The 22855-nt window shown below is 30.7% G+C and carries 17 protein-coding genes; 7 read left to right on the top strand and 10 right to left on the bottom strand.

The genetic code is table 11. The features are described from left to right. Positions 1-23: 23 nt before the first annotated feature. Together sufC and V9L04_RS14130 are read right to left on the bottom strand one after the other, a co-directional pair. Positions 24-800 (bottom strand): Fe-S cluster assembly ATPase SufC, encoded by a 777-nt coding sequence (gene sufC, locus V9L04_RS14135; RefSeq protein WP_338790467.1) that lies wholly within the window; start codon positions 798-800, stop codon positions 24-26. A gap of 342 nt (positions 801-1142) precedes the next feature. Further along, entirely contained in the window at positions 1143-2054 is a 912-nt protein-coding gene (locus V9L04_RS14130; RefSeq protein ID WP_338790466.1) for an FkbM family methyltransferase, read from the bottom strand. A gap of 255 nt (positions 2055-2309) precedes the next feature. On the opposite strand from V9L04_RS14130, the gene V9L04_RS14125 reads away from it, so the two are divergent. Then, positions 2310-3548 carry a Glu/Leu/Phe/Val dehydrogenase dimerization domain-containing protein gene (locus V9L04_RS14125; RefSeq protein ID WP_338790465.1) on the top strand — a complete coding sequence of 413 codons (1239 nt, stop codon included), beginning with the start codon at positions 2310-2312 and terminating at the stop codon, positions 3546-3548. Positions 3549-4021: 473 nt separating this feature from the next. Next, positions 4022-6085 (top strand): M48 family metallopeptidase, encoded by a 2064-nt coding sequence (locus V9L04_RS14120; protein ID WP_338790464.1) that lies wholly within the window; start codon positions 4022-4024, stop codon positions 6083-6085. A 282-nt stretch (positions 6086-6367) separates the two neighbouring features. Here V9L04_RS14120 and V9L04_RS14115 read toward each other — a convergent pair whose 3' ends face one another. Together V9L04_RS14115 and V9L04_RS14110 are read right to left on the bottom strand one after the other, a co-directional pair. Then, positions 6368-8455 carry a peptidylprolyl isomerase gene (locus tag V9L04_RS14115; RefSeq protein ID WP_338790463.1) on the bottom strand — a complete coding sequence of 696 codons (2088 nt, stop codon included), beginning with the start codon at positions 8453-8455 and terminating at the stop codon, positions 6368-6370. Between the two features lie 138 nt (positions 8456-8593). Then, complete coding sequence (locus V9L04_RS14110) at positions 8594-9457, bottom strand: metallophosphoesterase (protein ID WP_338790462.1); 864 nt, start codon at positions 9455-9457, stop codon at positions 8594-8596. 194 nt (positions 9458-9651) lie between these two features. Here V9L04_RS14110 and V9L04_RS14105 point away from each other — a divergent pair, with 194 nt between their 5' ends. After that, positions 9652-10263, top strand: coding sequence for a 50S ribosomal protein L25 (locus V9L04_RS14105; protein ID WP_338790461.1), 612 nt, complete (start codon positions 9652-9654; stop codon positions 10261-10263). Between the two features lie 301 nt (positions 10264-10564). On the opposite strand, the gene V9L04_RS14100 is transcribed toward V9L04_RS14105, so the two are convergent. From V9L04_RS14100 to V9L04_RS14090, 3 genes are read right to left on the bottom strand one after another with little or no spacing between them, the layout of a single operon-like run. Next, positions 10565-11857 carry a TRAP transporter large permease subunit gene (locus tag V9L04_RS14100; protein ID WP_338790460.1) on the bottom strand — a complete coding sequence of 431 codons (1293 nt, stop codon included), beginning with the start codon at positions 11855-11857 and terminating at the stop codon, positions 10565-10567. A 36-nt stretch (positions 11858-11893) separates the two neighbouring features. Further along, complete coding sequence (locus tag V9L04_RS14095) at positions 11894-13675, bottom strand: hypothetical protein (RefSeq protein ID WP_338790459.1); 1782 nt, start codon at positions 13673-13675, stop codon at positions 11894-11896. Between the two features lie 51 nt (positions 13676-13726). Then, the gene (locus V9L04_RS14090) at positions 13727-14770 is read right to left on the bottom strand and encodes a DUF1186 domain-containing protein (RefSeq protein WP_338790458.1); all 1044 of its coding nucleotides are present in this window, start codon (positions 14768-14770) and stop codon (positions 13727-13729) included. A gap of 126 nt (positions 14771-14896) precedes the next feature. Here V9L04_RS14090 and V9L04_RS14085 point away from each other — a divergent pair, with 126 nt between their 5' ends. After that, the gene (locus tag V9L04_RS14085) at positions 14897-15640 is read left to right on the top strand and encodes a DUF4184 family protein (RefSeq protein WP_338790457.1); all 744 of its coding nucleotides are present in this window, start codon (positions 14897-14899) and stop codon (positions 15638-15640) included. A gap of 58 nt (positions 15641-15698) precedes the next feature. On the opposite strand, the gene V9L04_RS14080 is transcribed toward V9L04_RS14085, so the two are convergent. Then, positions 15699-16496 (bottom strand): energy transducer TonB, encoded by a 798-nt coding sequence (locus tag V9L04_RS14080; protein ID WP_338790456.1) that lies wholly within the window; start codon positions 16494-16496, stop codon positions 15699-15701. A gap of 152 nt (positions 16497-16648) precedes the next feature. Next, positions 16649-18337: an AMP-binding protein gene (locus tag V9L04_RS14075; protein ID WP_338790455.1), complete on the bottom strand. Its 1689-nt coding sequence runs from the start codon at positions 18335-18337 to the stop codon at positions 16649-16651. Positions 18338-18568: 231 nt separating this feature from the next. Here V9L04_RS14075 and V9L04_RS14070 point away from each other — a divergent pair, with 231 nt between their 5' ends. Beyond that, positions 18569-19729 (top strand): metallophosphoesterase, encoded by a 1161-nt coding sequence (locus V9L04_RS14070; protein WP_338790454.1) that lies wholly within the window; start codon positions 18569-18571, stop codon positions 19727-19729. Between the two features lie 55 nt (positions 19730-19784). On the opposite strand, the gene V9L04_RS14065 is transcribed toward V9L04_RS14070, so the two are convergent. Beyond that, entirely contained in the window at positions 19785-20537 is a 753-nt protein-coding gene (locus V9L04_RS14065) for a glucose 1-dehydrogenase (RefSeq protein WP_338790453.1), read from the bottom strand. A 320-nt stretch (positions 20538-20857) separates the two neighbouring features. Here V9L04_RS14065 and V9L04_RS14060 point away from each other — a divergent pair, with 320 nt between their 5' ends. Then, positions 20858-22135, top strand: a complete 1278-nt coding sequence (locus tag V9L04_RS14060) for a hypothetical protein (RefSeq protein WP_338790452.1) — start codon at positions 20858-20860, stop codon at positions 22133-22135. A gap of 142 nt (positions 22136-22277) precedes the next feature. Then, positions 22278-22853, top strand: coding sequence for a TetR/AcrR family transcriptional regulator (locus V9L04_RS14055; protein WP_338790451.1), 576 nt, complete (start codon positions 22278-22280; stop codon positions 22851-22853). The last annotated feature ends 2 nt before the right edge of the window (positions 22854-22855 follow it).

Below are 22855 nucleotides of genomic sequence, written 5' to 3'. Positions count from 1 at the left end.
TTCTGAATACTGGTAATTGATTACTACTTACTGGTAACTGAATTAACTTCTTCCTTTATCCAATCATAGCCTTTTGCTTCCAACTCCAAAGCGAGTTCTTTTGTACCCGATTTTACGATACGACCTTGATATAAAACGTGAACAAAATCTGGAACGATATAATCTAAAAGTCGTTGATAGTGAGTTACTACAATAACTGCATTATCTTTATTTTTGAAACGATTAACGCCATTTGCAACAATCTTAAGCGCATCAATATCAAGTCCTGAATCTGTTTCATCCAAGATAGCTAATTTTGGCTCTAACATTGCCATTTGGAAAATCTCATTCTTTTTCTTCTCTCCACCCGAAAAACCTTCATTCAAAGCTCTTGTCAAAAGTGAAGAATCTAATTCCATTTCAGCAGCTTTTGATTTCATCAATTTCAAAAATGAAACTGCGTCTAATTCTTCTTTTCCTTTGTATTTACGAATTTCGTTTACAGCCGTTTTCATAAAAGTAGCATTGCTTACTCCTGGGATTTCGATAGGATATTGAAAAGCTAAAAATATTCCCTCTCCTGCACGCTCTTCTGGCGCAAGATCTAAAAGGTCTTTTCCTTCAAATGTGATACTTCCCCCTGTTACTTCGTATTCTTCTCTTCCTGCCAAAACAGAAGCAAGTGTACTTTTTCCTGAACCGTTTGGTCCCATAATAGCATGAACTTCGCCAGCTTTTACTTCAAGATTAAGTCCTTTAAGAATTTCTTTGTCGCCAGTTCCTGTATCTATACTAGCTTGTAAGTCGTTTATATTGAGCATTTTTGAGTATTTTCTTTTTTATGAAAAACGTTAATTTATCAAGTAAGGAAGTCTAAAGTATTTTCTAAATAGAAATTAATTATTTAGACTAATTACAAACTAACTAGAATTTGGGTGCAAAGTTCGTAAAGAATTGAAGCAAAAGCAATTTTTGTGATTTAATTTGCGTGAATAAATTGTTTAATGGTTATTCATAATTTAAAAAATTCTTCAAAATATCATTTTTATAAAAATATTATCTGCAAATTTACTTATCATAACAAGATCTTGTGTAGCATTAAGAATTGAAAAATATTCTATACTCACTAGATTTGCAAGAGTAAATGATTACTCATATTTAAGTTATTTTTGATTATAATCATCCTTTATTCTAAAATGACTATTTTTGACGATTTGTTTTAGTTCATTTGGTTTTCTCCTAGTAAATAACCAATTATATTGAGGAGAACTATAGATATAACTTTCCTCTTTATCAGGACAGTATTCTAACTGAAAATCATTTATATAATAAGCATAAAAACCATATTCATTTACCATGTGTGAAATAAACTTATCATTTATTGCAGGACCTAATACCTCCATAATTAGATAATCTACTTTTTTGAATACGTTTGTTGCTCCTTTTTCAATCAAGTATTCAGCATTTTCCACATCAATTTTGATGACACAGTCAAATGCATTAATATCACTTTGCTCAACAAAATTATTTAGTGAAATTACGTTTATCTTAACCTGTTCTAACTGGTGTTTATCAGAGTAATTATCATTTAAACTAGAACAAGAACTATCAGTGTGATTGATATAAAATATGGTTTCTCCAGATTCTTTTCCTACTCCAAACTTATGACCATAAATATTTTTCAAATTATTACTTTGAATGGCATTTTCTGTGAATGAGTAAAGCAATTCATTAGGTTCAAAGTAATGAATTATTTTATCTTCAGATAAATGTGTTCTCAAAAAGAAGCTAAAATAACCATAGTGAGAACCTATATCTAAATAGTATTTTTTATTGTTCATTAATAACAAAGACAGATAAAGAGGACCTCTTTCTCCATCATATTGCATTGGAGTCCCAAATAAATATACAGAACTAACTGTAGATGAGGGTTCAACTACTAATTTTAAGTTAGGAGAGATACCAAAATTAGTAGTTATAGGCATCTTAGGAGGGTAATAATAATGAAGTTTGGACAAAAACTGACTTAGAAAATGATTGTTTTTTAAATCATAAGAAGTTGCAAAATGCTTCATGATTTGCATCTTAAAAGGTAAATATTTAAGAAGTAGTTGTTTTATAGACATAAACAAACAGAACAAGTAATTAGAATAATTTTAATACTTAATTTTTTCAAATATAGGTCTTTCTTATTATTTTTTTAGATTATTGTGGCTAAACTCAAAATATTTTTTAATATTTTCTTTCCCACTAAAATTCGTATTTTTGAAAATCTATTTACTACTAAAGAGTAGAAAAGACCTTTTTAAATTTACAACACACAAAATTTTATGAGAGAATTACTAGAGAAATTTGAGAACAAAAATCCAGAAATCGTTTTTGAATGGCACGATCAACACACTGAAGCTGTGGGTTGGGTAGTCATTAACTCACTTCGTGGAGGTGCAGCAGGTGGAGGAACACGTATGCGTGTCGGATTAGACAAGCGTGAAGTAGAGTCACTTGCCAAAACCATGGAAATCAAATTTAGTGTTTCAGGACCTGCTATTGGTGGCGCAAAATCAGGAATCAATTTTGATCCAAAAGACCCACGTAAGCAAGAAGTGTTGAATCGTTGGTACAAAGCAGTAGCACCACTTTTGAAAAATTATTATGGAACAGGTGGTGATATGAATGTCGATGAAATCCATGAAGTAATTCCGATTACAGAAGATTGTGGTATTTGGCATCCACAAGAAGGGGTTTTTACAGGACACTTTCAGCCAACAGAACCACAAAAAATTAACCGTATCGGACAACTTCGTTATGGTGTAGTCAAAGTTTTGGAAAACGAAGATTACACACCTTCTCTGCAAAGAAAATACACTGTTGCTGATATGATAACAGGTTATGGTGTAGCTTGTGGAGTTTTTCATTTTTATGATATTTGGGGCAAAGGAGAAGCAGATTATAAAGGAAAACGAGCAATCATTCAAGGTTGGGGAAATGTAGCAAGTGCAGCAGCTTTTTATTTAGCTCAAAAAGGAGTAAAAATTGTTGGTATTTTGGATAAAGAAGGCGCACTTCTGAAAGAAGAAGGTTTTTCTTTTGAAGAAATCAAGCAATTATTCTTAGATAAAAACGGAAATCAGCTCAACGCAACAAATATGCTTTCTTTCGAAGAAGCAGAACAAAAAATTTGGGATTTTGGTGTAGAAATATTTATTCCTGCTGCTGCATCAAGATTGGTTCAACAATCTCAAATTGAAAGAATGATAAAAGGTGGTTTGGAAGTAGTTTCTTGTGGTGCAAATGTTCCTTTTGCTGACAAAGAAATTTTCTTAGGTAAAACATTAGAATATGCTGATAAAAATGTAGCAATTATTCCAGATTTTATCGCAAACTGTGGAATGGCTCGTGTTTTTGCTTACCTTATGAGCAACGATGATGTAGATATGTCTGATGAAGGAATCTTTGAAGATACTTCAACTATCATCAAAAATGCACTTGAAAAAACACATTCAAGAAACAAAAATAAGACAGGATTAGTAGAAACTTCTTTTGAGATTGCCTTAGAGCAATTAGTTTAAATATTATGTTATTGGTTGGAACACTATAGCCGTAAGTCTATAAATGAAGTAGAATTATTTACTCCTTTAGGAGTTGTATATTGGTAGAAAAAAGAGAAAGCTACATCCTCATTTACTCCGTAGGAATTTCATAATGGTAGCATTTCATCTTTAAATATCATAAATTCTACCAATATGAAGTTCCTATCGGAACAGAGTTAAAATAAGAATTTTAACCTTACGGCTATGGTTGGAACACCAACAATAGCAAGTTACGTATCACAGACTTCCCCCAGTCTGTGCAAAAATGAAAAAGTTGAATTAAAGCCTTAGTAATTTTGAAATTACTAAGGCTTTTTTTATCTAATTTTTCGAACTATTATTTGATGTAAGTAAGTTTATCTGAAATAGATAATTATATTTGTAAAAATATACGCACTTACATTTATCATCATCACTTCCACTCTTCTTATTTTACAGTCTATTTATACATTATGAAAACTATAGAGGTCGAACACAAAGCCAAGCAAACACTTTTGGCAATTGGTTTCTTTTTATTTATTTATTTGTTACTTATTTCCCTTTCTTTTGCCCTTACTATAGGTTTTGGATTTGCAGGAATAGGAGTTGTTGCTATGCGGCCTTCTTTTTTTACGTTATTTCTAGGAATAGGATTGGCTAGTATTGGAGGTTTGGTTTTCTTTTTCTTAATAAAATTTATTTTCAAACGTGTCAAAGTTGATCGTTCGGATATGATAGAAATTAAAGAAAATGAAGAACCTCGTCTTTTTGCTTTAATTAGAGAACTGACTAGAGAAGTAGGCACCGATTTTCCTAAAAAAGTTTATCTGACTAGAGATGTAAATGCTGCTGTTTTTTACGATTCTAGCTTTTGGAGTATGTTTTTTCCTACCAAAAAGAATCTACAAATTGGTCTAGGATTAATCAATGCAGTAACTGAAACTGAACTTAAAGCTGTTTTGGCTCACGAATTCGGACATTTTAGTCAGAAAACATTAAAAGTAGGAAGTTATGTTTATAATGTAAATAAAGTAATTTATAATATGCTTTATGACAATACTTCGTATAGCAATTTAGTACAACGCTGGGCAAATTTTTGGTGGGGTTTTGCGATTTGTGCTTGGATAGGAATCACAATTATTACAGGAATTCAATGGATTCTTCAAAAAATGTACGGCATTGTCAATGTTCGTTATATGGAACTTTCTAGAGAAATGGAGTTTGAAGCTGATCAAATTGCTGCATCTGTGGTCGGTTCAAAACCTTTGATAGATTCACTTTTACGTCTTCAATTGGCTAGTGACGCACTTCAATCTTTAATCAATTTTTATCAAGAACAAATCGCCAAAGAAGAAATAGCTGAAAATATTTATCCTCAACATCATTATTTAATGAATTATTTGGCTAAAGAAAGTCATCTTGATATAGAAAATAATTTGCCTGTTGTTACGAAGGAGAGTTTGAATAAATTTGATAGAAGTAAGGTAGTTATTGAAAATCAATGGGAATCGCATCCAAGTACAGTCGATAGAGTACAGCATTTAGAAGATTTGGGTTTTGATGCAGAACCTTCTTTAGATACAGCATGGAGTATTTTTGAGAATGCTCAGAAATGGCAAGATAAGTTTACAAAAGATATTTTTGCAGATGTAAAATTTTCTCAGACACCAAAACTACTTTCTTTAGAAAATTTCAAAGAAGAATATTCTGCCTACAAACAAAAGTATTCTTTTGATGAGCGTTACAACGATTTTTATAACTCAAAAGATATTTCAGAATTTAATATGGAAAGAATTATTGATCGAATCAATTCGAATTCTTCAAAAGTCCTGATTACTGAAAATACAGAGTTAGAAGATATTTTCAATGAAAAAAATACAGAGCTTATCCGAAAACAACAAGGATTAGAAAATGATTGCCTGATTTTGGAAGCTATTATTGATAAGCAAATCAAGCTCAAAACTTTTGATTTTGAAGGAATAAAATATCCAGTCAAACATGCACCACTTATTTTACAAGAATTGCAAGATGAAGCGCAAGCCAACAAAAAGCTAATTCAACAAAATGAAGAAAATGCTTTTATTTATTTCTATAAAAAAGCTCAAGCAAATAATAATGATACAGTTTTGAAAGAATTGTATGAAAATTATTTTGAAAGAAATGAAATAAAGAAAGCTGATGAATTACTTCATAAAGCTCTTTTAGAAAAATCACAATTTATTGGTCAGCAATTAGAAATTCATGAAATTGAAGAACACATGGCACAACTTCGTTTTGAAGAGCGAAAAATGCGTTCTCGTTTGAAAGAAATTGTAGAAAAAGAACCTCACCTTTTAGATGTTTACACAGCTCAAAACAAAAAACAATTAGAAGATTATCTGTCTCAAGAATGGATTTATTTTGACCATAATCATTATTATGAAACTCCTCTAGGACTTCTTTTTGCTGCCTACAGTTTTTATTATGAACTTTTCAATCAGTCTTTATTCTTAAATAAGAAAAATCTATTGGAAAGACAATTGTCATTAGCAGCTTAGTTTTCAAATAAAAATTAGAAGTTGTTTAAGAATAGAAAAAATATGTTCTGTGTGCGACAGAACAGGGACAGAATTTCATTTTTCCATAGAACTGGGTTTGCAAACCCAGTTCTATGGAAAAATAACACAGCCTTTGTTGGTGTTTTAGCGTAGCGACACCAACAAATACACCTATAATCCCCATTCTTAAACAATTTTCTAGAACAAATTCTCAAAAAAAGCAATTACAGCCTTTATAATTGCTTTTTTTGTTTTGCTTTTTTTGATTTTCTTGGATTCAACTCAAAAACTAACCATTTCAATATAATCTCCTACTTCTAGTTGATGTACTACATCCATTCCGTTTATTACTTTTCCAAAAATGGTATAACGTCCATCTAAATGTGGAGTAGGTGAATGTGTAATAAAAAACTGACAACTTTCTGTATCTTTTCCTGCCGAAGCCATTCCCAAATATCCTTCATCATCATAATAGAAAGTTGAAAATTCAGAGCGAATAGTATAATCTATACCTCCCCAACCGTCACCTCTTGGGTCTGCACCCTGTACTACAAAATTAGGAACAACTCTATGAAATTTCTTTTGATTAAAAAATCCTGTTCCTGCTAGAGTTACAAAACTGGCTACTGTTGCAGGGGCTTCTTCTGTAAAAAGAGAAACTATTATTTCTCCTTTATTTGTATTCAAAATAATCGAATTTCTAGCATTCAAAGTATTTATGAGTTTCCAATCAATTTCTTTGGTAGGTGGAGGTGGTGGACTTTGAGCTGTTTTACCTGTATAGAACTCTATTGTTTTACTGATTTCTTGATAGGTTTCAATTTCTTTGGGTAGTTCTAATTTTTTTCTTGCTTCTGTAAGCAGTTTGGTTAGAGAACTCGTTTTGTACTTGTATATTTTCTTAAAATCTTCATTCATTAATGCATTAGCGGCCAATGCCATTGCTCCTACATCGCCTGACTTGATAGCAAATTCAAAACCTTTGCTTAATTGTTCTTTTTGTTTTGAAGAAATATTTTGAGCAGAATTTGACAAAAACTTTGTAGAAACATTAAAAATAGCTTCAGTTGCTGCTGTTCTTAAGAGGTGATTTTGTGTGGTTTGAAGTGTGTCCAAAATCAAATCCATATTTTGAAGATTTTCAGAAAGAGCTTGCAACAAAACCATTTTTTCATAGACATTTTGAGAAGAGTCCAACACAGAAATTGCTTTTTGAGAAGCTATATTTTCCTTTCTTTCAGTTTTGATTGCTCCTGCAAAAAGGTTTGCACGAGTTCTATAATTATTTGTTTTTTCTATCCATTCCAAATATAGTTTATAGTCTGTCAGACGAGCCAAGTTTTTGAGGGTTTCGGAAGCTACAATTTGAAGATTTGGATTTTTAGCATTGATATAATTTCCAATTGCTTTTTTGATTTTTGGAGAATCATCAAACTGCCCAAGTGCACGAATAGCTGATATTTTAACTAGATAATTTTCAGCTGTTTTATTTAAGATTTTAATTAAGAAATCTTCATTTTCTTTTGTTTTTATTGCTCCTAGAGCTTGAGTAGCATTCGAACGCACAAAAAGTTGAGAATCATTATCAGCCTTATTTTTTAGTATTTCAAAGAAATCACTTTGTTTTTTTTCTTGAATAGAATCAGCTTCTGTTTTAGGAATTATTTTATCGCCAAGGCGAGCAAAATAAGCAGAAGCCATCAAACGAACTGTATAATTTTGCTTAGGAGGAGTTAGGAAATCAAGCATTAAAAGTGTAGCTGAATCTGAAATTACTCGCTCGTTTACTTTTGGTTTGGTTGCTGCACGATAAATTCCGATAGCTTGTCCTACTCTAAGAGTATCATTTTCATAATTTTTAAGAGCTAAAAACTGCAATCCTTTTTGGGTTGCACTTTTTCCAATAGCTTCCAAAAGTCGCTGCTGAACATTTACATCATAGTTTCCACTCGCTTGTAGTTGAGTGGTCTTTTCTAGCAATAAGGTTTCACTACTTGTTGCCCAAAACTGTCCAATTGATGTGGCAGCAGCTTGGCGAACAGACGATTTTTCATCATTTAATAATTCCAATAAAGGCATCAGAAAGCTACTATCTTGCAGAGAAGCAAAAGTAAGAGCAGCATGTTTTCTATATTTTTCTTGTGGATGAGATAAAAATGTAGCTACCGTTTCGGCATCTCTTCGGTTAGCAGCATCATATATTTTTTGAAGTAGTGTATCAGAATGAAAAACATTACGTTTAATAAACTTTTCCAAATCTTTTGGAGGTTCTTCCATTTTATCAGGCGTACAGGCTGTACCTAATAAAAAGCTAAAAAGTAATATAAAGAAAAATGAATTTGAAAAAATAAAGGAAGACAGAAATTTCATACAACTAGAAATAGGAAATAAAAAATAGGAGAAATTCAAAATAGCTACAACAAGCAAAAAATTATCTTTGCCTAATTTACTAATTATTTCCTCATTTAATAAATTTTGTTTGTCAGAATGATTCAGAATCTAATCAAATTACAAATACTCCCAACTATGATTAGTATATTCTTTAATCCATTTATCTGAAATTACTTCTAAATCAAAATCTGTGTTTGTTTTCCAATCCAACACTACAAATGAGTTTTTGGCAAGCGAACCATCATTTTCAAACTCTAACTCTTTTATTTTACAAGACTGTGTAAAATTATTTTCATCTTCTACAAGTGAAAAAGGCTGACCTGTGTGTCCAAAAAAATGATATAAAGGTTTATGTCTTGTCAGAAAATCTCTTATTTGTTGCATTCCAAAATCTTTTGTTGTAAAATGCAAAGCACTATCATGAGAAATGAGCAAATCAATTTGTTTTTTGGATTTTTGAGAATGTAATTTATTCAGAGCATCCATCTCATAGGGTTGAATATATTTTTCTTGCTGTTTTTGTGATATTTTTCTGCTCCCAACTCTTCCAATTCCTATCCAATTTAATTCTGTAGTATCTTTTTGAAAGGTTTGTAAATGACCTGTTTTACAGACTCTAATTTTTTCATAAATATCGATAGGAAAAGATGACTCAACAGATTTTTCCTCTAAGTTATTTAAAAACTCATGATCTTCATGATTTCCCCTTACAGCATACATGGTAGCTTCTACCTTATCTAAAACTTGTTCTACCTTTTTATTTTTTTTGGTAAAATGATGATAAAAACCGAGTTCAGAAGGTTCTCTTCTTGCGTGTCGTAATGTAGCTTTGTCTAATTTGGACGGATTGGGAAAAGCTCCTAAATCTCCACATTGAAGAATTAGGTCTATTTTTATATTTCGTTCTCTTTCTAGTCTTTTTATGAGTTTAAAGGAAAGCAAAATTCTTCCATGAAGGTCTGCAAATAAAGCAATTTTCATAATTGTATTGATTTGAATGATAAGTTAGTAGAAAATTTTACAATTATGATTTGATAAAAGTTCAAATTTCGTTTTTTATTCTAAAATTCTCGCTTGTTAAAGTTTGGTTATCTGACAAAAAAAGAGGAACTTTGCATCTTTATTTTTATGAGACGGTCGGCAATCGTCTTTAGGCAATTTAATTTATACAAAAAATGAAATCTTTAGAAATCATCGGTTATTACCGAAAAGAAAATCAAATGGGAGCAAAAGCTGCTCATTTATTGCGTTTAGAAGGCTATGTTCCTTGTGTATTGTACGGAACAGGAGGAGATAACAAACACTTTTATGTGCCAAATATCTTATTCCGTGACTTGATTTATACATCAAAAGTACATACAGTTGAGTTGAATATCGAAGGTGACATTTATAATGCTATCGTTCAAGATTATCAAACTCACCCAGTAAGTGATGTAATGATGCACGTTGATTTTCTTGCAATGAAAGAAGATAAGCCTGTAAAAATCGACGTTCCTGTAAAACTTATTGGTCGTTCTGTAGGTGAGCAAAAAGGTGGTCGTATGGTTTTGAAAATGCGTAAACTTAAAGTTAAAGCATTGCCAGCTAACCTTCCAGATACTATTGAAGTAAATGTAGCAAAATTAGACTTAGGAAAATCTATCAAACTTTCTGAAATCGGAGAACGTCCGTATGAAATTATGAATAGTCCTTTAGTTTCTATTGCAACTGTTACTATTCCTCGTACACTTCGTACAGGTGGTGGTATGGACACTAGTGCAGAAGAAGAAACGGAAGAAGAAGCATAATTACTTTACTTGCTTAAATGCAAAAGAAATTTGTTTATATAGAAATCCATTAGAAAAATTATTTTCTAATGGATTTTTTTTATCTTCATCTTTTCTATAAAATGAAATTTACTAAAAATGACCTTACAAAAATTTCCTCACTCCATTGACAAAACTTTAATTTTCTGATTGAATTTAGTTTCTTTACTCATTGGATTATTGAGTATTTTTTTGATTTCTAGTAATCCATATCGGAAAAAAGAGTATTCATTATATCTATTTGAACAGACTCTTATTTTCGTTTTTTTATGTTTCCACATTTTCAAAACAACCTCACTAATTGAGGAAATAAAATAATTAAAGTCATCAAAAAAAGTTGAATGATAATAAAGGGAATAATTCCACGATACAAATGTCCTGTTTTGATTTCTGGTGGCGCAACACCTTTGAGGTAAAACAATGAAAAACCAAAAGGGGGAGTAAGAAAAGAAGTTTGAAGGTTCATCGAAACCAAAATGGCAATCCAAACCAAATCCATTCCGTAGGCTGCAAAAATAGGTGTTACGACAGGCATAAAAATAAAGACAATTTCTATAAAATCAATAAAAAATCCTGCTATAAAAACCAAAATCATTACTAATACTAAGAATCCATACGGACTAAGATTCGAACTTTCAATCAAATCTATCAGAATTTTATCGCCTCCCATTCCACGAAAAACAAGTCCAAAAGCAGTTGCTCCCACCAAAATAATAAAAACCATACAGGTAAGATACATCGTTTCTTTATTGACTTCTTTAATGATTCTGAGATTTAATTTCCCTTCAAAAGCCGTCAAAATAGTTGCAACGAGTGCGCCCACACCAGCAGCTTCGGTAGGCGAGGCAATTCCAGAAAAAATAGAACCCAAAACCGATAAAATCAATACCATTGGCAACACAAAAGCCTTAAAAAGTAACCCAAAAGTGAGTTTGTCATTAAATTCTTTTAGTTCTTCTTTCGAAATAGCAGGAGCAGATTTTGGGTTTTTCCACGCAGTAAAAAAGATATATAAAATGTACAAAGCCACCAACAAAACACTTGGTACAATTGCACCAATAAATAAATCACCCACCGAAACATTCATTACACTTCCCAGCAAAACAAGCACAACACTTGGAGGAATAATTTGCCCTAAAGTTCCTGCACTAGCTATCGTTCCTGTTGCAAGTTCGGGTTTATAGCCTCGTTTTAGCATTGTGGGAAGGCTTAAAAGTCCCATTGTTACGACAGTTGCACCGACAACGCCAGTAGAAGCAGCCAACAGCGCACCCACAATCACAACAGCAATAGCAAGTCCACCACGCAAACGCCCCAAAAGCAAAGCCATTGTTTCTAAAAGCCGTTCTGCAATTCCTGATTTTTCAAGCATCACGCCCATATAAACAAATAAAGGCACAGAAATCAAGACAAAATTTGTCATTGTTCCATAGATGCGAAGAGGAAGTAGATTGAAAAAATCCCAGCCAAAAAGATAAACTCCAAACAAAACAGCCACTCCTCCCAAAGTAAATGAAACAGGATAGCCTTTTAGAAGCAAAATAAAAAGACAAGCAAAAAGAAGTAAGACGAGCATATTAAAATTTGGAATTTATTTTTTCTGAAATCTAAATTAGACAATAACACACTTACCAGCTTTTACATCTTTTTCTACTTTTTTATATTTGGTATTTTCTATTACTTTTCCATTTTGATATTTGACTGTTACTTTGTCATTTCTTTGGTAGATAGTTGGTTTGTTTAGATAAGGATTAGAAGAAGCAGATTTTACTTCACGGCTATCATTGTCTTCATTTTTACCTACGCCTGATAATAGTTCTTTCAACCCTTCAATCCCCCTACTATTTGGTTCTATTTTTTCCATTATTTTCTTACGATGCTCTTTTGCTCTTTCTTCTTCCTCTTCTGTATTTGGTAGAAAGAACTCTTTTTGTTGTTTTAGCTTTTCAAATATCTCATAAACAGACATAGTAATGTCTATTTTTTCACTTTGCATAGTAGAATAAAAAGGTGCATCAATTTCTTCTAAAATATCATCTATTCCATCTAAAAAATCATTTACCAACCCTGCTTTATCCAATTCAAGAACTTTTTCACGTAGTTCTTTTCCTTCAATAGTTTTTATTCCATGTGTTAAATATTCTATTGCGTTGTGGTCTATTATTTCTTTATCGTTTTTGTTATCAATAAAAAAATCAGCTAGAGTTTCATAAAAATCTACTACTTCTTTTCTTCTAGTGGGTTGATCAAGTGCAACTTGTGCAGGAATATTAATTAAGCCTGCTCTAGCTCCATATTCATTATTTTTTTCTCTTACAAACTCAAAAATACCTTCAAAATCATCTCTAAAAAATTTATAAAAAATAAGTCCTATATAAGAAGGTTCTAAATAAAAGCCAAACCAAAACTCAATAAAGCGTTTATCCTGTCTAAAAATATTAAGCATTTTATTTACGCTCTCTTTTGCTTCTAAGACAGATAATAAAGTGAGTACATAATAAGGCAAAGAATAATTTACATCGCCTTTATAAAAATATTTTTTTCTTGTCTGAATATCCTCCAAAACCATCTCCAAATCTTCAATAAATGTCTTTTTAGGAAGACTTAAAAACATATCAATTTTCTCTTTTGTGAGTTCTTCAATATCAACTATGTAAAGTTGATTTATTTCTTCGTGATTGAATGTAGGTTGAGATGCGTTATCATTTTCTTTTACAGAGCTTGTATTTGTAGGTTTTATACTTATCATACTATCTACTCTTTTAGTAATTCCTAACATTTTTGTATTCATAAGAGTATAAGAATATATGGATTTGATTGTAGGTAATTTGTATTCAATACCATCATACTCAGTAGCTAGTATTTCTAACATATTCCATACTTCTTTTATTTTTTCTTCTTCTTGTTTATAGGCTAAATAATGTAGATAAGTAGAATAAAAAGCTGTTATTTCTGAATCATGAAATACTGTTTTGTTTGGAAAAAAATCTTGAATATTATCTATTCCATTAAACATATCATCCAATTTTTCTATATTTTCTTCAGAGAGATAATAATTCATCAAACTCAAATTCGCAAAAACATAAGTAGGAAATTTCTTAATGGTTAGTTTTAAGATTTCGTATTCCTCTTCTTTTCTGTCTTGCAAACGATACATATTTGATAGATAGTTATAAAAAGTATTTACATGAGGGTATTTTTTTATGTATTGTTTTATTTCAAATATACCTTTTTTATTATTTTTCTCCACATACATACGTGCTTTTACTAAATCTCTTTTTATTTGAGGGGTTACAGAGAATGTATAAATTGGTTCTTCTGTAATATTTAGTTCTTCTACTTCTTTAGCTCTTTTTTCGGTTAAAGAAGATTTTGCTTTTGATGAAAATTTCATTTTATATATTGATTAGTTTTTTTTGAATTTGATTTTTTTTCTAAAGTAAATTTAATCTACTATTTCACACTTACCTTCTTTTATATCTTTTTCTACTTTTTTGTATTTTACATTTTCTACTACTTTTCCGTCTTCATATTTGACTGTTACTTTGTCGTTGCGTCCGTATAAAGGTTTATTGGTTTTTGGGTCGTAACTACTACGAGGCTGATCTGTTTCTATTATTTGATCATCTTCATCTAGTACAAATCCATTATTTGCTGCTGACTCTCTAAAATCTTTCTTCACTTTTTCTTGCTCTTCTTCATTCAATGGATAAGTAAAAAAGCCTATTAGTAACCTGTCAAATATTTCGTAGGGAGTAAGATCTAGATTTATTTTTTTGTCGCTTCTTATAGAATAATCAAAATTCTGAAATTCTTTAAACGTTGATTTTTTATCCCATATTTCTTCATCAGTCAATTTTTCATTGTGAAGTTTCAAAACTTTTTCTCTTAACTCTGTTCCTTCTATTAAGAAAACTGAATGTATTAAGGCATCTACTTCAAATCCTTCTAAAAATGGGTTTTCCCTGTCTTGTTTTAAAACAAAATCTATCAATTTTTCATAAAAACCAATAGCTTCTTTTCTTCTTTTGGTTTCATTAATAGCTACTTGAGCAGGAATATTTATTAATCCACTTTTTACTAAATAATTATGATTGTTGTGTTCTATAATTTCTAATAGTGTCTCAAAATCATCTTTAAATATAGGATAAGCTAGAAATGTCACATAACTTGGCTCTACAAATTGTCCGAACCAGTAGTCTATAAATTGCTCATCTTCTTCCAAAACTTCAATAATTTTAGGAAAACTTTGCTTTGCTTCCAAAACATATAAAAAGCCCAACGCATAAATGAGAAAATTCAAATTATAATCATTATCTTGATAGTAGTCATTTCTTCTAGTTTGTAAATCAGTTATAAAATTTTCTAAATCTTCAATAAAAGTTTGACGAGGAAGAGCTAATCCCTCATCTATTTTTTCTTTTGGAAGTTCATCTTTATGGTTTATAAGTTCAGATGTAAAAGGGTGATTGTAGGTAGGGTATGGCATAATTGAGATACTTTCTTTAAATTTCATTAATCGTAGATAAATATATTGATTTCTAACCAATAGTTATTTGCATAAAGCAAGTAAATTTATAAATTTCAAAATTAATTACGAAAAATAAATTTATAAATGCCCTTCACATTTTCACACCCTGCAATCATTTTACCTTTCGGTTTTGTTGGGAAACGTTATTTTTCTCTGACGGCTCTTATTATTGGAAGTACAACACCTGATTTTGAATATTTTTTGCGTTTGAGGGTGCGTAGTGATTTTTCGCATACTCTTTTTGGTGTTTTTTGGTTTGATTTACCTTTGGGGATTGCTCTCTGTTTTGTATTTCATTTGCTTGTAAAAAAATCACTTTTCAAAAACCTTCCTTTTTTTCTGCAAACTCGTTTTAATGATTGCTTAGGTTTTGACTTTATAGATTATTTCAAAAAGCATTTTCTAGTTGTGATTTCCTCTTTGCTTTTGGGAGCTTTTTCTCATCTTTTTTGGGATGGATTTACCCATCATTATGGATTTTTTGTAGAACTTTTTTCTGTTTTACAAACAAAAACTATTTTCTATTCTATTCCTGTTTTTAAGATTTTACAGCATTTGAGTACGCTCTTAGGTGGGATTTGTATTGCTTTATGGATTTATAAATTACCTCAAAACACAAAAAATATTTATCCTATTTCCTTCAACTATTGGCTTTCTGTTTTGTGTTGTTTTGTGTTTCTGTTTTCTATTCGACTTATTTTTCTGTATTACTTTCAAGAGAGTTTTCATGTAGGTAATTTTATTGTGAGTGGAATTTCTTTAATGCTACTTTCTTTGATTTTGGTGGGAACTTTTGAAGAGTTTTACACTACAAAAAATCTCAAATAACTAGTTAAAAACCTTCGTTATTTGAGACAGTGCTTATTTTTATGGAGTATTAAATTATTTAATCTAAGCGAAAAACAATTGGAATATTAATTTTAACAGCTACTTTTTCTCCTGTATGATTTGTAGCAGCCTTCCATTCGGTATAATTTTCTACAGCTTTTAATGCTTCTTCATCACAGCCTCCTCCAATTCCTTTTAAAACTTTTGTGTCTTGTACCTTCCCTGTTTCATCAATAATCAATTGTACAAATACTCGTCCTTGTATTCCTTTTCTTCTAGCTTCTAAAGGATAATTCATTGTATTAGAAATGTGTATGTAAAATTTTTCTATTTCAGTTTTATTCATGGCTGATTCTCCTGCTGTTCTAAGATATATTTTTTTACCCTCTTCATTGACTGTATAGTTTTCCACAACTTTGTAATCTTTATATAATGTTCCTTCTTTTCCATCATCACTTGTAACAAAAGCACTTCCATTTTCCAAAAGAGGCTTTCCTTCTTTCGAATAAATTTGTACATACTCTTTAGTATTATCTTTATTTAATTTGTATTCTTCTCTTAAAACTCCCTTTTCATCGTATTTGTAAACAGAACCTTTTGGTTTTGAAAGCTTTTTATCAGAATAGGTGCCTTTATACTTCAAAACATCATTCATATAATATTCTCTATATTCCCAATCTTTTTGGATTTTTTCTATTACTCTATAATAATCAGCTTCTGAACGAAGTGTAATTTCTCCTGCTTCATAAGAATAAAAAATAGTGTCCACAGAGGTATCATTCCATTGAGAAAATGCTAAATTAGTATTTGTAAACAAAAACAAGATACTTAAAAATGTTATAATTAATAATTTCATTGTTGTAAGTATAAATATATATGAGTTATTTTGACAAAAATAAAAAAAATAATTAATATTTTCTTACTTGAATTAATAATTATTTTTATAAAAAAAGCGACACAAAATAGATTTGCATCGCTCTTCAAAATTATAATATGATACTGTTAAGATTAGACATTTGCTGCTTTTTCTTTTTCTGCATCTTTCAAAACACGACGCAATATTTTTCCTACATTTGATTTTGGCAACTCTTCTCTAAATTCATAATATTTAGGAACTTTATAACCTGTCATATTTTCTTTGCAGTATTTTTTGATTTCATCTTCTGTAAGCGAATCATCTTTCTTGACAATAAATACTTTTACAGCTTCTCCAGATTTCTCATTTTCAATTCCGATTGCAGCTACTTCCATCACTTTAGGATACATTGCAATCGTATCTTCAACTTCATTTGGATAAACATTGAAACCAGAAACCAAAATCATATCTTTCTTTCTATCCACAATTTTGAGGAAACCATCTTCTTGTAAAACTGCTACATCTCCCGTTTTGAGCCAACCATCTGCACTCAAACAATTAGAAGTTTCGTCAGGTTTTTGCCAATATCCTTTCATTACTTGAGGTCCTTTTACACAAAGCTCCCCTGGGTTGTTAAATCCTTCTACATCATTACCCTCATCATCAATAAGTTTTATTTCTGTACTTGGAAGAGGCATTCCGATTGTTCCAATTTGTACTCCTCCAATAACAGGATTACAACTCACAACAGGCGAACATTCTGTAAGACCAAAACCTTCTACCAAAGAGTTTCCTGTAACTTCTTTCCATTTTTTGGCTACTGCACTCTGTACAGCAGTTGCACCAGCAACAGCTACTTTAAGTCGTGTAAAATCAACAGTATTAATATCTGGGTGGTTTGCAAGTCCATTGAAAAGTGTATTTACACCTGTCATAATTGTAATCTTATGAGTAGCCATTTCTTTAATCAAGGCAGGCAAATCTCTAGGATTTGTAATCAAAACATTGCTACAACCATATGCAAAGAAAATAAATGTGTTTACAGTCAGAGAAAAAATATGATACATTGGAAGAGGAGTCAAAACTACCTCTTGCCCTTCTCTAGCAAGTGGTTTCATCCATTCTTTTATCTGCTCAGCATTTGCAATTACATTTCTGTGTGTCAGTTCTGCACCTTTTGCTACGCCTGTTGTTCCTCCCGTGTATTGAATAAATGCGTTGTCCGAACTCTTTACTTTTATAGGTGTAAATGGATATTTTCTACCTTTTGCAAGTGCATAACGGAAAGGAATTGCACGAGGAAGGCTATAAGAAGGAACCATTTTTTTGACACGTTTTACTACAAAGTTAGTAAGCGAACGCTTAAAAATGCCCATCATATCACCTACTTCTGTTACAATAACTGTTTCGATATTTGTATGAGGTAATACTTTTTCAATGCTATCAGCAAAATTTGCCAAAACAACCACAGCCTTTACATCAGCATCCGTAAATTGATGTTCCATTTCACGAACTGTATAAAGTGGATTTGTATTGACAACAACCAAACCTGCACGAATAGCACCAAAAAGCGCAATTGGATATTGCATTACATTTGGCATCTGTATCGCAATTCTATCTCCTTTTTTTAGATTAGTTTCATTTTGCAAAAAAGCTGCAAAATTAGCTGAATAATTACCAATTTGTTTAAAAGTCATTTCTACACCCATGTGAATATAGGCTATTTTATCTCCATATTTTTCTATACTTTCTTCAATTAATTCTATCAATGAATTATACTGGTCTGGATTAATATCTTTTCTGACTCCTTTTGGATAATGCTGTTTCCAAATTGCTTCCATAATGCGATAATTTATTTTTTTGTTGTGGGTTATTTTAAGTCGTGGTTACGATTATACAAACAATATTCTTATTTTTTTGACAAAAAGCAAATGAATAGTACGCTTTTCGATTAAATTCTTAATGAAAATTTAAAATCAGGCTTTTTTATTCAAAAAATATTTAAAACAAAATTGAAATATATAGATTTAACTGTTTTCAATTTTTCAATTTACTAAACTAATAAAATCTTCTTGTTTTTAAAACCCAACTTTCGTCTTTACTTTTTCTACTTTCTGTGTAGTTTTCTTTTTTCTTGTAAAAGTGCTTCTAACCTTTTACCTATTTCTGATTTTTCTATTGATTATACTAAAAATGAAATTGATAAAACTGTTTTTTTGTTAGGAGATGCAGGAAATAGCGATTCACTTACGCCTATTTTTTTATCTCTAAAAAAAGAATTAGCTCAAAATCCTTCTTCTGCCTTGATTTTTTTGGGAGATAATATTTATCCTTATGGATTAATTCCTAAGAATGAAATAAAAGGAAATCCAAAATTACTTGAAGAAAGAAAAGAAGCTGAAAAACATATTGATTCTCAACTCAAAATTATAGAAAATCACAACAAAAAAAATATCATTTTTGTATCAGGAAATCACGATTGGGGAATAAATAAAAAACAAGCCTTTGTAATAGAAGAGCAAAATTATATCACTCAAAAAGGATATAATTATTTACCAAAAAATGGTTGTAGTACGCCATCAGTTCTTGAATTGTCAGACAGTGTAGTTTTGATTTGTTTAGATACACAGTATTTAATTCAGAAAAATAAATTATCTGACTGTGAATTAGAAACAAATGAAGAGATTTATACTCGTTTGGATAGTATTATTTCTCAAAATAAGAATAAAAAAGTAATTGTTGCAGCACATCATTTGTTAGAAAGTGAGAGTTCGCATGGGGGTAAATTTCCTTTGCGTCCTCATCTTTTTCCTTTGGTAGATTTGAAGAAAAATCTGTATATTCCTTTACCTATTTTGGGTACAGCTTATGTTTTGATGCGAAAAGCAGGTTTTTCAGAACAAGATATTTCGAATCCTAGATATCAAGATATGAAAAAAAAACTATCTTCAATTTTTGAGGAACATCCGAATTTAGTTTATGTTTGTGGACACGAACACACGCTTCAATATCATAGATTCAATGAAAAAAGTCCGAAAAAAAATTGGCGACAAATCAATAGTGGTGCAGGTTCGAAGAAGACATTTGTAAGTAGAAACTATAAAAAAGACAAGAATGCTTTTTTTGCTTATTCTAACTATGGCTTTGCTCGCTTAGATTATCTGAAAAATGGAAGTGTAATCGTTTATTATTACAATCAGAATGGAGAAGTTTTGTATTCTGATAAATGGTAATTTCTAAAAATAGAAGGTATTTGTCTAATCTGCCTAAACAAATACCTTCAAACTTTTACGCACCGATAAGAGTCATTCCACCATCAATATTATATTCAGAACCTGTAATATAAGAAGCATCATCAGAAGCTAAAAAGGTAACTAATTTGGCAACTCCTTCTGAAGTACCAATTCTTTTGAGTGGAATCCCATCTACTACTGAAGCCTTAAAACCAGCTACCTGTTCGTCATTCATTCCTGTTTTATTGAAAATAGGAGTTTCAGTAACACCAGGATTTATAGCATTGACACGAATATTCTTAGAAGCTAATTCTGCTGCTGCTGTTCTTGTGAAAGAATTGAGAGCAGCTTTTGTAGCTGCATAGATGATAGTAGACGGCATTCCTGTATATGCATTTACAGAAGAAAGATTAATAACAGATGCACCTTCACTCAAAATAGGTAAAAATTTTTGAAGTGTAAAAACAGCTCCTTTGAAGTTGATGTCCATTTGATTATCATATACTTCTTCTGTAATTTGTCCTAGATAAGAAGGAATAAAAACGCCTGCATTGACAAATAAAATATCTACTTTGCCATGTAATTCTTTTACCTTTTCTACCAAAGAATCAAGATGAGAAAGGTTGGCTTGGTCAGCTACAATTCCCTCTACACCTAACTCCTTTGCAGCTTTTTCTACTTTTTCAGCATTTCTACCTGTGATGACTACTTTTGCACCTTGTTTCAAGAATTCTTCTGCTGTGGCATAACCAATTCCACTATTTCCACCTGTAACAACTGCTATTTTTCCTGACAATGAGTTACTCATAACTTTTTTGATTTGAAAATTAAATAAAAAATAAAAACAATTTTAATGTGAGATATAATTTCAGAACGTTCGTTCCAAAATAAGGTTTTTGTTTTCTGTATTTTTAGACTTTCTTAACATAGAAAATTTTAATTTTAGTTTCTATTTTCTTAGTTAATCTACTTTATTGATGCAGCATTTTAGTAAAAGTTTGCGTAAAGACAAATAGAAAGAATATTTTAAAAAAATTTCTTTTTACCCTTGTGAATTTCCCCAAAATTCTGATTAAACACACATTAATACTACCATTAATCTATATCTAATAATTTCCCTCTAAAGCTATGTATCACAAATTTACTTTATATAGAATACCCTCTTACATTCCTAAATACAGTCTCTCTAGTCTTTATTTTTTTATTGCTATTTTTTCTGTTTTTTTCTTATCTAGTTGTGAGCGAGACGACTGTAGCTATTCTTATACTGCTTACGAACCTATTTTTATGAGTTATGATGAGTTTAGAAGTGTTCCTGTGGAACTTCAAAGTCCCCGTTCTTTAGATAAAGTAGGCAAAATATATTTTTATAATGATTATTTATTTGTCAATGAAATAAATAAAGGTATTCATGTTATTGATAATTCTAATCCTTCTTTACCTATTCAGGTTGGTTTCTTAAATATTATTGGAAATGTAGATATTGCTATTGCTGGTAATACTTTGTATGCTGATAGTTATACAGATTTATTGGTTATCAATATTAATACAGTTACAAGTCCTCAACTTATCAAAAGAATAGAAAATACATTTTCAAATCAAATTTTTGGAAATAATGGTTATGCAGACCCTAATTATGGAATTGTAGTAGATTGGAAAGAAACAGAAGTTGTTGCCAATTACAACTGTAATGATAATAATGAGTATTTAGAATATGATCAACATCGTGAAGGTTTAAACTCGGGCATTGCAGGTTCGATGGCTCGTTTTGCTATTACTCAAAATCATCTTTATACACTCAATGGAGATAATCTAAAGTCATATTCTATTCTGAATCCTGTTTCTCCAGAAATGAAAAGTGAGATAAAATTAGGATGGGGAATAGAAACACTTTTTCCGTATGGAGCTAACTTATTTATTGGTTCACAACGAGGAATGCACATTTATGACTTATATGAGCCTAGTCAGCCTAAATTTATCTCTACGTATGAGCATATTACAAGTTGTGACCCTGTTGTAGTTTCGGGAAATACAGCCTATGTAACACTTAGAGATGGCACAAATTGCAGAAATGGTGTAAACGAACTTCATCTAATAGACATTTCTGATTTATCACATCCTTCTTTAATAAATACAGAAGCCATGACAAATCCATATGGTTTAGGTGTAAATTCAAATTATACAAACAAAATGCTTTTTGTGTGTGATGGAGATGCTGGCTTGAAAGTTTTTGATGTCACCAATCCATCAAATGTAGAACAAATAGCTTCTGATGAATCAATCAATGGATATGATGTAATTGCTCATCAAAATATTTTAATGCTGATAGGAAAAGATGGATTGTATCAATATGATTATCAAAGCCCACAAAGTTTAAAACTCTTGAGTAGCATCAAAACAAAATAAAAAATTGAAGTATATATCTACTTTCTAGTAAATGAAAAACTTTTGAATTGATTTAACGTTCCTATATACTACTACTATAGGAACGTTTTTGTATAGAATAGAAAGAATTAAATAAAGGATAGAGATTAATTAAGTATATATTATGGCACGAAAAAAACAATTTGAAGAACAAGAAATACTAACTAAGGCAACCAATTTGTTTTGGAAACAAGGTTTTCATGCTACTTCTATTCAAGATTTAGTTAATCATTTAAAAATAAATAGAGCCAGTCTTTATGATACATTTGGAGGAAAAGAAGAATTATTTAATAAGGCATTGGAGAGTTATAGAAATCAGAACAAAGAAGCTATACAATCTTTTTTAAATAATCAATCGTCAGTAAAAGAAGGGTTAAAAAACTTATTTTTACTAGCCATTCTAGGAGAAAAAAATGTTCAGGAGAAAGGCTGTTTTGTTATTAATTGCATGAGCGAACTTATTCCCAATAATGATAATATATTAGAAATTGCTATACAGAATAAAAAAGAGTTTGAAGGTTTTTTTGTAGAGTATCTCAATAAAGGAATAGCAAATGGAGAAATAGAGCCTCAAAAAAATGTACAATCTATTGCTTCTTTTTTATTTATGTTTTATAGTGGTTTGAAAGTAGTAGGAAAGACAAACCCAAACAAAGAAGAATTAAGAGAAACTATTAAAGTAGGATTATCGGTTCTATAAAA

The sequence above is a fragment of the Bernardetia sp. MNP-M8 genome, assembly GCF_037126285.1.
Lineage (GTDB): Bacteria > Bacteroidota > Bacteroidia > Cytophagales > Bernardetiaceae > Bernardetia.
The sequence above is the reverse complement of the archived record's forward strand: the minus strand, read 5'-3'. Positions and strand labels throughout refer to the sequence as shown.